Origin of the sequence: Mesorhizobium sp. LSJC285A00 (assembly GCF_000503155.1) — a bacterium.
Taxonomy (GTDB): Bacteria; Pseudomonadota; Alphaproteobacteria; order Rhizobiales; family Rhizobiaceae; genus Mesorhizobium.
Genome location: NZ_AYVK01000012.1, coordinates 216727 through 228296, shown reverse-complemented (window position 1 = coordinate 228296; position 11570 = coordinate 216727). Strand labels below are relative to the sequence as shown.

Annotated in this window: 14 protein-coding genes and 2 pseudogenes; 8 read left to right on the top strand and 8 right to left on the bottom strand. The window is 58.6% G+C overall.

Going from position 1 to position 11570, the window contains the following annotated elements:
- Positions 1-203: 203 nt before the first annotated feature.
- Complete coding sequence (locus X726_RS1000000168865; protein WP_084567771.1) at positions 204-302, bottom strand: glycosyl hydrolase 108 family protein; 99 nt, start codon at positions 300-302, stop codon at positions 204-206.
- A 59-nt stretch (positions 303-361) separates the two neighbouring features.
- Between X726_RS1000000168865 and X726_RS156000 the strand changes: the two genes are divergently transcribed.
- Positions 362-598: a hypothetical protein gene (locus X726_RS156000; protein ID WP_023669684.1), complete on the top strand. Its 237-nt coding sequence runs from the start codon at positions 362-364 to the stop codon at positions 596-598.
- Positions 599-2330: 1732 nt separating this feature from the next.
- Here X726_RS156000 and X726_RS156010 read toward each other — a convergent pair.
- Complete coding sequence (locus X726_RS156010; RefSeq protein WP_156940639.1) at positions 2331-2573, bottom strand: hypothetical protein; 243 nt, start codon at positions 2571-2573, stop codon at positions 2331-2333.
- A 1618-nt stretch (positions 2574-4191) separates the two neighbouring features.
- Here X726_RS156010 and X726_RS0135050 point away from each other — a divergent pair.
- A complete protein-coding gene (locus X726_RS0135050; RefSeq protein ID WP_280940454.1) occupies positions 4192-4407 on the top strand; it encodes a nuclear transport factor 2 family protein in 216 nt (71 codons plus the stop codon).
- Between the two features lie 68 nt (positions 4408-4475).
- On the opposite strand, the pseudogene X726_RS1000000170470 reads toward X726_RS0135050, so the two are convergent.
- Positions 4476-4651: pseudogene (locus X726_RS1000000170470) on the bottom strand (DUF3072 domain-containing protein).
- 276 nt (positions 4652-4927) lie between these two features.
- Here X726_RS1000000170470 and X726_RS156015 point away from each other — a divergent pair.
- The 4 genes from X726_RS156015 to X726_RS1000000171640 all read left to right on the top strand — a co-directional run bounded on the left by X726_RS156015 (position 4928) and on the right by X726_RS1000000171640 (position 6994).
- Positions 4928-5845, top strand: a complete 918-nt coding sequence (locus X726_RS156015) for an NADP-dependent oxidoreductase (RefSeq protein ID WP_023669679.1) — start codon at positions 4928-4930, stop codon at positions 5843-5845.
- A 205-nt stretch (positions 5846-6050) separates the two neighbouring features.
- A complete protein-coding gene (locus tag X726_RS156020; protein ID WP_023669678.1) occupies positions 6051-6281 on the top strand; it encodes a hypothetical protein in 231 nt (76 codons plus the stop codon).
- The gene (locus tag X726_RS156025) at positions 6281-6523 is read left to right on the top strand and encodes a DUF982 domain-containing protein (RefSeq protein ID WP_023669677.1); all 243 of its coding nucleotides are present in this window, start codon (positions 6281-6283) and stop codon (positions 6521-6523) included. Before X726_RS156020 ends, X726_RS156025 begins: the two co-directional genes overlap by 1 nt.
- 186 nt (positions 6524-6709) lie before the next feature.
- Positions 6710-6994 carry a PilZ domain-containing protein gene (locus tag X726_RS1000000171640; RefSeq protein WP_084630714.1) on the top strand — a complete coding sequence of 95 codons (285 nt, stop codon included), beginning with the start codon at positions 6710-6712 and terminating at the stop codon, positions 6992-6994.
- Positions 6995-7391: 397 nt separating this feature from the next.
- Here X726_RS1000000171640 and X726_RS01000000166870 read toward each other — a convergent pair whose 3' ends face one another.
- Complete coding sequence (locus X726_RS01000000166870) at positions 7392-8066, bottom strand: Crp/Fnr family transcriptional regulator (protein ID WP_245272102.1); 675 nt, start codon at positions 8064-8066, stop codon at positions 7392-7394.
- A 556-nt stretch (positions 8067-8622) separates the two neighbouring features.
- On the opposite strand from X726_RS01000000166870, the gene X726_RS156030 reads away from it, so the two are divergent.
- Positions 8623-9033, top strand: a complete 411-nt coding sequence (locus X726_RS156030) for a hypothetical protein (protein ID WP_023669676.1) — start codon at positions 8623-8625, stop codon at positions 9031-9033.
- A gap of 422 nt (positions 9034-9455) precedes the next feature.
- Here X726_RS156030 and X726_RS01000000166865 read toward each other — a convergent pair.
- Both X726_RS01000000166865 and X726_RS156035 read right to left on the bottom strand, forming a co-directional pair.
- Positions 9456-10054 (bottom strand): annotated as a pseudogene (locus X726_RS01000000166865) (SOS response-associated peptidase family protein).
- 60 nt (positions 10055-10114) lie between these two features.
- On the bottom strand, positions 10115-10378 hold the full coding sequence (locus X726_RS156035) for a DUF982 domain-containing protein (protein WP_023669675.1): 264 nt from the start codon (positions 10376-10378) through the stop codon (positions 10115-10117).
- A 190-nt stretch (positions 10379-10568) separates the two neighbouring features.
- Here X726_RS156035 and X726_RS156040 point away from each other — a divergent pair, with 190 nt between their 5' ends.
- Positions 10569-11027, top strand: a complete 459-nt coding sequence (locus X726_RS156040; protein WP_023669674.1) for a hypothetical protein — start codon at positions 10569-10571, stop codon at positions 11025-11027.
- An 89-nt stretch (positions 11028-11116) separates the two neighbouring features.
- Here X726_RS156040 and X726_RS156045 read toward each other — a convergent pair whose 3' ends face one another.
- Positions 11117-11326, bottom strand: coding sequence for a DUF768 domain-containing protein (locus X726_RS156045; RefSeq protein WP_023669673.1), 210 nt, complete (start codon positions 11324-11326; stop codon positions 11117-11119).
- 28 nt (positions 11327-11354) lie between these two features.
- Positions 11355-11516, bottom strand: a complete 162-nt coding sequence (locus X726_RS1000000171635) for a hypothetical protein (RefSeq protein WP_023669672.1) — start codon at positions 11514-11516, stop codon at positions 11355-11357.
- Between the last annotated feature and the right edge of the window lie 54 nt (positions 11517-11570).

The following is an 11570-nucleotide window of genomic DNA, read 5'->3' as shown; positions in this document are numbered from 1 at the left end:
ACCGGGTCACCTCGGCAGTGGCCGCCTTCACCCCGGTCATGTCTTCGCTGAGCGATTCACCGCGTCTTCAGTCTCGGCAAAACGCTCCGCCAGCTTATCGGTCTTGGCGTACATCTTCGATTGGCTGGCGGCTGGGCGCTGCTCGGATTGCTCGTAAGAGAGCGCGGCTGAAGCATCGCTGTCGTTTAATGTCGCGCCGAATCTCAGTTGCGTCTCGCTGAACGCCCTCCATGGACGCCCTTCATCGTTGGGCCACCAGGGTCTTTCTTGTTGTTTGAATAGCCGCCTTCGTGCGCGAGCACTTTGGCAGGCGCTTTCTTTTCGCGCGAAATTGCCACCGTTTTAGAGCGGGAGGGTCGGGATGCAGGTTTTCGATGACATCGAGGCGCTGCTGGATGCGGGTGAAGCCTCGACGGCACTTAAGGAAGTGCTGGCGCTGGTGCATCAATTTGGGCGCGGGTCCAGTGTCTTGGCGGGCGCGATCGACGACCTCATTGTCGACCTGTCGACGCTATCATTGGCGCGCATGCTGGCTCGAAAAAGACTATTGAAGATCAAGTTGCTCGCACCTCGTCAGAGCGTCGGAGCGGCCAGCTAGAGATTGGTGGTCGCTACGAAAAACGTGTCGACCTGCTCGGTGCTCCGAGCGCATCGAAACCTCTCGCCATCATCGGTTCCGTACGGACGAAAGAGCCGCCTGACCCTGCGACCAGATGAAACCTTGGACTTGCGGCAGACCGCAAGCAGTTGGAGCTTGAATTGCCGACACACTCTCAGGAACCGTTGCCGGGATCGCACTCCATTGGTCGTCGGCCCAGATCCGGCGCGCCTCGCTTAAGGTGCCGGTCGAATATGGCCAGCTTCTCTTCGTAGCCGATCCGCACTCTGGACCTGCAACTATCGCATTTGAAACCGGCAATCGTTTTCAGCCAGGATCCCCTTCTCACCATAGNGTGCTGGCGCTCACCTTTCTGAGGTGCCGCTCGAATATGGCCAGCTTCTCTTCGTAGCCGATCCGCACTCTGGACCTGCAACTATCGCATTTGAAACCGGCAATCGTTTTCAGCCAGGATCCCCTTCTCACCATAGGGCGTGAACAGGAGGGGCATTGGAATTCTAAAGGTACGTCGCGCAGTTCATTTGATAGAGGCACTGTGCATGTTCTCCTCAGCGGCACGGCCAATGCAACAAAGTAGAAGGAGAAATGTTTCCGGATTCGGCCATTTGCGGGAAAGAATCGGACCTAAGTCTAAATGGTGAGCGGCCCTGAAACCCATCGGCCTTTGCGTCGGAAATTAAAAATAGCGAGGGTTCGAAGGCGGCCGCGGGCGTGAGGCTGGCAAGTGGGCCAAGACGGCGGCGGTAAGGCGGAGCTGTGGCGATCAAATAACCGGTTCGCCCAGAATCTCGTTCACCCAGCTCATGGTTCTCAGCCCGTATGCCATTCCGGCGCAGTCGGCAAACCAGTCGAAGACACTCATGTCACGCCCTGTGACGCTTTGAAGGATTTCGATCGCTGCGCCCGTAAAAGCAAGTAGAACCGCCAGCCGGACCACCTGTTGGGGCCAGCCGAGGCTACCCAAAGCCGACAAGGTGGCGAANTCTGATAAAAGCTCGACTGCGGCAATCTATCCGCAGCACTCCCGGTTCCTAGTTCTCGCTTCCGATACTGGCGCACTAGGCAGAGCTCCAACCTGCATCTGAGCTACGAGCGCGAACAACTGGCATGCTTAACAGGCCTCCTGATGTCATCAGGAAGTTCCATGAAACAGCCTATGTCACTCTCGATGGTTCCATAGGGCGCTGCGAATGTCGCCCTCCATTGTGATGAGGCCGAGGGTTTCCTGCCGAAAAGGCGCGGCGGAATAGGCGAGCCATTGGTACCGCTTGCGCCCAGGTGCGATGCGTATCGTGCTGGGCGGGAGCGGAACTCTTTCCAGCCTTGGCCCAGCTGTGCAGCCGGGCCGACGCCCTTCTGAATTCAATTATCGCCGGCGTCGCGGCTAAAAGACGAAACCGCTGTTTAGTCTGGTCATCCCTGCCTTGGTGATCTCGCCTCTACATATTCCAATCCTAGACGCTAGGCCAGCAGCGGCCACTCGCGGCTGTCCATCAACAATCCCAAACATCAGGTCGCGGTTATATACAAAAAAGCCGGCCACCTTTCGGCAGCCGGCCAGTGCAAACAAGGAAGGGAACGTTGCACTGATGGGGCAGTGCACCGTCCGAAGCGTTTCCAGGCGACAATGTTCCACCGATGAGAGAACAAAGAAGGCTTCACCGCCAGCGCACATTCCCCTTAGCCGCGCTGTGTTGCCGTCGCCTGGTGTCTAAAGGCCTTTAACCAGCCACGGATCGGTGTCGTATCCAAGGCGCGGCTTTTCCGGCGTTCCACCGGCCGGCAATTTGGCGGTTCCGGTCGGCCTGCAGTCCAGCTCGAGCACCTGCTTCTTGGCCGAGTGCTTCGTAGAGCAAAGGTCCGTGGCGTGACTCACCACCACCTTCTTCTCCTTGGCAACAGCGACACCAGTCCCAGCGATCACGATCACCGCACACAACGCAGCAACTCTCATCATACTTCCCCACCGTTGCGCCTCCGCAAAAGGCTGAGCATGACGTTACGGCACTTTTAAATTAGCGCAAGCGAATATTGGCTGCCTAGTCCCTTCACATCGGCTCTGGTCGCCTCCCCTTGCTGCCGGCGCCTTGCGATACCGGCAGCGCGATATGCTAGGATGGGCGCATGCCTGCTCATGACCGGGCGGCCGCTGTTAATGACTTGAGCTTGACATGGCAGAAGGCTGCAACCGTCAAGTTTCCCAAGTCGTCGTGGCGATGAACGATCGCGTCGAGGATCGCTTACCAAGCGGCGTTTACTAAGNGTGCAGCCCTGCGCGATCACACCATAACCACGTGATGACAAATCAGCCATGTGTGTGGCGCGGCGGGCTTGTTCCGCTTGTGGCCGGCGCCTACCCACCCGGGTCCCCAACCATGGCGTCGGCCATTTTCGTTCTCTCAGCGATTATAGGCCTTTGCCATCGGCCTATGTGTTGGCCTTGGATGGCGAGATCGCGGTTAGATCGCCTCGTTCGTTTGGATGTTTCGCTGGCGTTGGCAGGAGGCGCATATGTTCGCCAGCCGGCGGATACCACACCGCCCCACCCTCTTTTTTTGATTGCAGAGAGAGTCTGAGCGGGCTTACTAGTGAGGGGTTTGCCATCGCTTTGAGGGAGGCTGCGATGGTTGCAACACCCATAGATATCGCTCAAGCGGCCACTACGGCCACCTTGCTGATGCGCCTTCGTTAACGTCATCGCGATGACGTGGCGCGAGGCTGGGAAGATGCCGACCATTCTACTGTTGCCGTCTCCCGTACGCCTGAGTGTCAATGGCGCGATTTAGCCAAGGCCCTGGTGCACGATTGGTTCGAGCTGATCGAAACTGGCTTGGTGGATTGGATCCTCAGCAAGTAGCCGCTGCCCGCCAGCGGCCCAGCAGCCGTCTGCGGGACTTTGCAGCGGGCGCGCTGGGCCTGACCGGTTGTCCTCGCTCCCTGTTCTGTCATCGCAATGAAGGACGACATCTTCGAGCACCCGCAGCACACCTGTCGCATGGAAAAAGCTGTAGGCGTTTATAGGTGCTTGGGGAATCCGCCGTTTGTTTGCGTTGTGGAGCGGGACAAAGCAAGTTACTCACTCAGGCTGGCTACCGTGAAGCGGGGCACCAGCCCGACTTCCACGCGTTGCCGTGGGAAGCTGAACAACAGGGCCGTCAAAGAAAGGCAAGGTGGACGCGACGGCGCTCGCTGAACGCATTCGGGCGCCGGCTGCGTTCGCGTTCACACCCGGCGCTATGTCGCTTCTAGGCCCGCTCTGTCGCTACTTTGTGCGCAGCATATTGTGGGAACTCTGCCTCGGCCCATGCACTCAGTGGCTGACCAGAACGAGCGCATCATCGGCCTAACCGTTTAGGCTGTAGAATTTGTGTGTGCGCTCGTATCGAGATGCGGGTGATGTCGCAGCCGAAACGCGCTGCTTCCTTCTCGATCCGCCCCATCAGTTTGGCGCCGATACCAGCACTGCGCATCTCGGCGTCGACAACCACATGGTCGGCCTACGCCCACTTTCCGCCCATACCCGGTTTGCTGATAGAGCGGGTAGATAGCCGCGATCTCTTCGAGCTCCATGGCTGAGTGTCGATGCCTATGTCGGCGAGGTAATGAGTGCGGCCTTGCCGCCGAACACCAGCCCCAACTGGGCAGTCGCATCGCTCGACATTACGGGCGATGCAGCCACTGCGAAGGTCGAGGACGAATTTGGAACCACAAGGTTCACCGACTATATTTCTCTGCTCAAGATCGCAGGAGAATTGAAGATCCTTAGCAAACTCTACCACCTTCACTAATACGACCGTCCAGATCAGAGGCCAAATACCGCAAAACTGACCAACCTGTCGTAGGTCTCCCAGCGCCTTTAGAGCTTGAGCTCAGTCCTTAGCGCGTCGATTCCGTTCGAGGCCTCGGCTTTGCTAGATCTTCGGCGTAGCTTCTGTCGTCGCCCGCCTGCTCACATAATGTTTTCAAGTAGGAAGCTTGCGACGGAGTCATTGGCTCGTCTCCCGTCGTCCATTCGTCAGGATCCTTGCTGATAGCTTCGCCTTTGGCTCGGGGTGTAGTTTTGCATGACGCTCTCCATGTTGGGAACGGCACAACGTATTTGATCTGCTTTTGTTCCACATGCTTGAAGTGTCTGAGATTGCGATGGCAGGGGTGTTCACGAACGCAAGTTTACCCGTGCTGGAAGAATCCGACGAGATTGCTTAGCTTCCGCTCGCGGTCGCCAACGATGAACTCAACGCCAACTCTGCGCGAGACATCGAAGACCCTCCGCGCCCGCAATTTACCCCAACGGTGAGGAGACGCCCCATGAAAGCAATCGTAGCGACGGACCAGACTGCAGGAACGGCCGGGATGAAGTTGGTGGAGCTGCCCGAGCCTCAGGCGGCAATTAACGACGTGGTCGTACAGGTTCATGCGGCAGGATTCGTCAACACCGAACTGGAGTGGCCCTCGACGTGGGCCGACCGAGCCTTCCGTGACCGGACCTCTTCGATCCTCGGCCACGAACTGGCTGGTGTGGTCACTGCGCTCGGCTACGGCACCACGGGGCTTTCTAGAGGTCAGCGGGTGTTCGGCCTCGCGGACTGGCATCGCGACGGCACCCTCGCCGAGTATGTTGCCTTGGAGGCCCGTAACCTCGCGCCGCTGCCCGGCGATGTCGACTTTACGGTGGGCGCTAGCCTGCCGATCTCCGGCCTAACCGCATGGCAGGGGCTGTTCCAGCATGGCCGCATCAAGGCCGGGCAGAGCGTTCTCGCGCATGGCGCTGCCGGTGCCGTCGGTTCGATGGTGGCGCAGCTTGCAAGGGAGGCCGGAGCCTATGTGATCGGCACCGGGCGGGCCGCCGACCGCCAGAAAGCGCTCGACTTCGGTGCAAATGAATTCCTCGACCTCGCAAAAGACACCCTTGAAGATGTCGGCGGCGTCGATCTGGTGTTCGATGTCATCGGCGGCGATGTCCAGAAGCGATCCGCAACGCTTGTCCGGGCCGGAGGTATCCTTGTCACAGTCGTCGGACCAACGGATATTCGACCTGCACACGGCCTGGCGGTTGACTTCGTCGTCGAGGCTGATCGAGCCCAGCTTTCTGAGATAGTGCAGCGGATCCGCGATGGACGACTGCGGTCGAACATCGTCAAGGTTTCGAGCTTGGATGATGCCATCGGCACCTTCAACTCAACGGACCGACGCGCGGGCAAGACCGTTGTTCGCGTTCGTCCGTGAGAACTTGGGAGAGAGGCGGGCCCTCGCTCCTTATGGTCGCGTCGGCAGCTGACACGGTGAGGTGCAAATCAGCGCCTGTCGCGGGATTTAGCCATCGTAGGGCGGTGTTTGCGGGAACCTACTTTGTACGTTTCCGACTCTTGCCTTTTTCGGAAAGTGACCCACAGAATAGCTGATTGAGGTTCTATCTCTCTGGGAGGATGGGATGGACATTCAAGCACCTGTTCGGCCTACGCAGCAAACGGCCAAGGAGCTGGTCCGCGAGGTCCTGTTGGGCTCTCAACCCGGCGACATTATTTCCGTCAAAGCGACCATTGTAGCGGTCCGTGAGCGCGGCGGCGATCTTCTCGAAACTGACTGCCAGTTAGTCGAAATGATCGTCAAATCAGCCTCCGTTTGGGGACTGTTCATCGCCTTTGACGTTCGAGAGGCGTGATGCCCCACCGTTGGTTCAACCCTCCGGTTTATGTGAAGACTGAGCGCCCGGGGCTTCGCCTTGGTGTCAACCGGGTTGATGCCGCCGCCGAGGAGCTCCTAAAGTGGTCCAATCGTGGCCCCAAGTGGCGGCTGGCGGCCGAGGCTTGCCTATCTGCGATGGATGGCAAAATGCCGGGTAATGACTTCCGGCTGCTGTTCGAAGCCGCGGCCGATGAAGAGGAGATGCTGCTGCCGGATTAACAACGCTATACGACGAGCCCATTCGGGTCTGTTCGCGTTGCGAATTCACCGGCGCAACGGGCATTTATGCTGTCCGTCTCCGTCGTCAAACTTTAAAGTGAGACACTAACGAGCGACGACCTAGATGGACAGTTTATTCGCCGGTGCGCGTACCATATAGGGCCGCGGGTGACCGATGGAGGTCACATGGTTGATGAAGAGCATCGCCGCGAACGGAGGCAGCGGGTGCTGAAAGGCGCCTCAATCATCAGCGGAATCACAAACTCCGAGATCAGTTGCACCATTCGGAACCAAAACAGTGGCAGAGCTGAGCTCAAAGTCCCGGTGGAATCGCGTGTCCCTGAGCGGTTCGTGGTTTACGTGCCGACCGACGGCGTTGCCTACGAGGCAGTCCTGCGGTGGCGCAGGAACGACCGAATTGGGGTTCAATTTATAGGAACGTTGCCAAAGCCGCGTCTCCACTATGGCTGAGCTTGTGCCCGGGATGCACAGACCGGGGAATTGGACACTCTCCGGCGCTCGGCACGTGTTCCATGGCAGTCGCACTTTAGAGATTACCCCCCGGCGAAACTTCGCTTCAGGTCGACGCGGTCAGAAGGCTTACAAAATCGCGGGAATATTCCCCGTCCAGATATTTAGCCGGAGCGCCCCACGCCTCGGCTGGTTGGCCAGTGAACGCGTCAAACACCGCTCAGGTTTCGTCGAGTCCCTCCTGAGGTCGTATCTTTGAGAAGCCATGCCGTCGCTAGGTAAGTCTGCGGTCCAGTTCTCAAGCGGTGATCGACATTCCTGTTGGAGTGCGGGTTCTACAGGAGATTCGGTTTTGAGGATCGCGAGGACTCAACGGATCATGAGCGACCCAGCAGGATCAGAAACCGGCACCCGTCTGCGCAGCCCTTTGATGAAGATAGGTAGAATCAAAATCTGCGGCGCGAACGAGCCCTGCCCAGTCGGTCGCATGAAAACGCGAGCCAACGGTGGATATCAGACCGTCGCGTCTAAGGTCCTGAAGCACTCGGTTCACGTGCACGGTAGAGAGGCCAAGTGCGTCGCCAAGTGCAGCCTGCGTTATGGGGAGATAGGCCACATGATCTTCAATGCGGCCTACCGACCGAAGGCGAACAATGAGTTCGCAAAGAATGTGAGCCATACGCGAGTAGGCGTCGCGCCTACCGACGTTGGTGACCCACTCTCGATAGATCGCCGCATCGATCACCGTCGAGCGCCAAAACACTCTCGTTATCGAAGAGTGCTGGTCGCAAACGGCGCGAAGTTCGTCGTGCCGCATGAAGCCCACCCTAGCGGGCATGAGAGGGGTGAAAGTGCAATCCATGACCGACAAATGCAAACCATGCAGGTCGGGAATGTCGCCCGGAACAAAAAAGGAGGAGATTTGACGCTTCCCCTCCCCGGTTAGTTTGATCGACCCTATTAAGCCTTCAAGAACGACGAACGAAAGGCTCGGCTTATCGCCCTCGCGCAGAATGTCTTCGTTGGCCTGATATCTCTTCTCCTGAATCGAGATGTTCCCCCAAGGTCGCAATGTCTGATTCTGCGAGTTCCGAGATGGCTTGGAGCTTGCGGATCAACATTTTGAAAGAATGATCATGTGCCATCAAGAACCTGTTCGTGTTTGCTCCCAACTTTTAGTTGGCGCTAATGTTCCCGCTGCCTAGAGGAGACGAAGGCCAATGGTCAGTGCGTCGATGATGCGCGCAAAGTTCAGCTGTCCTCAATCCTTTTCGCCTGCCGCAACCTGTTCGAAACGGCTGGATCACAACCTGCTTTCCACCGGATTAACGAGTGCTATTGCGCGCCAGGAACCTTAAGAGTTCGCAGCCGTTCAACTGTTGGGGCGCACGAAGCAGGCTTTCAATGTCATCGGGTTCCGTGCTGATCGTGGAGACGTCGAGAACTCTCTCCGGGAGGCCGGGTTCGAGGTGGTCGCCGGCTTAAAAGGGCCTTCAAGCGATTGCGACTTTCGATCGTGAGCCGGAGCGAGTTGTGGCTCTCCTGACAGATATCAGACTTGGGGACGGCCCAAGCGGGTGGGATGTGGCCCGGCACCTCCGAGGCGCCGATCCTACTATGCCAGTTATATGACAGCGTTGGTCGATGCCATGGCCTGCTACGCAATTGACCGACATCAAATCGACATCCTGTCTCTCGGCTGCGTTGAATTGGAGTTCGCCTTCACCAAGGGCCAAATCGCCAAGGGCGGTATCAGGCACTGGCGCGAGATCATTTCTGCCGCCATGCGCCTGCAAAGCCAGAATGCACTGGGCCAAGCTGGGCTGCTGGTAGGACGAGACCGTCTACTACGCGTCGACGGAGCACCTATGAAGTCTAATCCGATCGACCTCGACGACTACACCGGTCCGCCGCAGAGTTACCTGTTATTGCTGCCTCACTGGTCAAGCAACATGAGGAACGGCTGGCCGCGCTTTTCGTTGCGCCGCGTCCACCCTACAAAGCGGTGTATGGGCCAAGGTCTCAGGACCCGTAAATAGCCACCTGTTCTTCGCACGATGTCGGCTTTCAGAAACCGCCTAAAGCGATCCCGATATTGAGCGCAATGGCCATCCGTTCTGATTAAGTCGTCTTGGCCAGCCGTGGTCTTCACTCGACCCCGCATGATGAGGTATGACCAAGAAGGATGTAGACCGGAAGAGACAAGGTGCAGGTGCAAGGCATTGAGAGAAATAGCAGGAACCGAACCAATCCACAGGAATATTTTGTTGGTATTTATGTTGGTATCAGATGCGGCTAACATTCCCCTAAGTATCTGAAAGCAAAACGGGATTTTCTTCACTTGAATTCCGCCTCTGGGCACCAGTTTTCTCTGAACATCAAGGGCTTGACTTCCTGGCGCCGCACCGACGGATTCCTGATTTCGGCCTGCCGGCTGTGCCGGCAAGCCTGCGCAACCGAGTTATGAACTTTCGGGGCGCACGGTCTCCACGCGCAGCGAGCCGGCTGGAAGCGGCTGCAGCAGTTCGGCTTCCGGCTTCGTCAGACTGAGCCAAGCCGCCCAATCGCCGGGCCGAAGCACCACGACGTGCCGACTGTGATAGGGCGCAATATCCGGTCCAGGCTCGGTTGTCAGCATGGTGAAGGTTGGCGGCTTGTTGCCGGCAGCTTCACGCCAAAGCCCTGCGATGGCCATGAACGGCGAGCCGTTGAGCGTGAAGCGATGCTTTGCCTTCGGATACTCGTGCCCGTGAACTCGAAGAAGGCGGATGCCGGAACGAGGCAGCGTTTGCTGCCGGCGAATTGCCTGCCTTCGGAGCGGAAGTTGAACACTGGTCCGCCTTTCGGGCCGGCCGGCGGAAATCCAAACGTCATCGACGTCAGTTCAACGACGCCAGTGTCGCCGGCGGCGCGCATGATCGGGGCTGGATCGTTGATATGGATGTCATCAACCCGCGGCAGGTCAAGTTCGGTCTGATGGGTCGGGATCTCAAGTGCCAGCGACTCCAGCATCCGGCAATATTCAGCCCAGAGAATATGCTGCTCATAGTCGTTGCACATGGAAGGCTCCCGACCGGTCTGCCAGTTTACCTCACGCCAAACAAAGAGGCGATGGACCGCTCAACCCTCGCGGTCGCGCTCGACCAGTATATCGGCCTCGATCGCCGCGTTGACGAAGGCGGCGCGGGCATAGCGCGCCTCTTGAAGGCCTTCCAGAACGCCAAGGCAGGCTTTGCGGGCGGCGACGTGATAGCCGCCTGTCTTCACGGGCCATCGGTTCATCAGGATATCGGCGGCCTGCGCGACACGCTCCACCTTGTAGATCTTGTTTCTGGATCTGCCGAGCGCCACGCGAACCGGCTCATCGAAATGCTGATCTTGCATGCTTCCCCTCCCGAACGCGATCGCGAGTCAATTCGGGGGAGGCAAGTTCGGTTCCACGGGAGCGATCTGCCAACGCAATAAACCCGCCTTCTGAAATCACTTTGCGCGCATAGGCCAAATGGCGGATCTGATTTGCTTGGTGATCCCCTCTCCCTAGGGCAAACTGCCTGCCGGGGCTGCAGGAGGAGAAATGCGAGCACGCGCAGCTACGATCGGCGATCTCGAAAGTGTCTTCCGTGATCTGTCCACGCGGATGTCGGACGAGTATGTGGCCGCCGGCAAGGACAGCAAGGTCGCCTACGACAATCTGATGATGAATTTGAAGGAAGGCCGAGCGCACGCGCTGGTCGAGGGCGACAAGACGGTGGCGATCGTCGCCTGGCACGAGAACAGCGACGCCGCCGACACGCTGTTTGCCGCGCAGGAGGGTTTCTTCAGCGCCGCGACGGTCCGCTTCTGCAGGCGCCACATCCGCCACATTCAGGCGCTGGCCGGCAACCTTCCCATCCACTCGCGCAGCTGGCTGCAGCGGGCCGACGTCGGCAAATGGTTCCGTGTCATCGGTTATGTCGAACGCGGCCGAGAGAACGGCGCCACTGTGTTCGAATTGCCGCCGGCACGGGGAGCGTCAGCTGCGCGGGCTGCCTAGGGCTGCGCACCCACGGATGCCATCACGGAAAAGCCCCCGCCAGGATGGCGATGGGCCAATATCGCCTGCAATGGGCTCATATCGGGGGCTCAGATATCGGGCTGATCCAGCGCCTCGAAAATCACCCGTTCCAGCGGACCGAGATCCTCTTCGATCTCGCTGACCTCAAGGCCTAAATGCCGAGCATCCAGGGCAGCTCGCGTGGTTAGGGTTCGAGCCGTTGCCTTGTCGGCAGGCAGTTCGCCCGGCAGGTGCTCGTGGATCCAGCCCTGCAGGAAATCAACGCCGCGCTCGCTCATCGATTTATCCCTTCCCTTATCTGGGGGATCATTCCCCCAGAATGACCCCAGAAGCGACGATCTGAGCCGTCAGGCTGGTGAGCCTGCCTCGCTTCACGAGCGTCGGCTTTTGGTAGATTTTCTTCATGGCGGTGCCTTTCGCGACAAATCGCTCGTCGGCAACAACGTCCGTCGCGGGGCAGCGTTCCATGGCGGGCTGTTGAGCCCGACCCCCTGACACATCGTATTTGAGAACAGCCCCGCT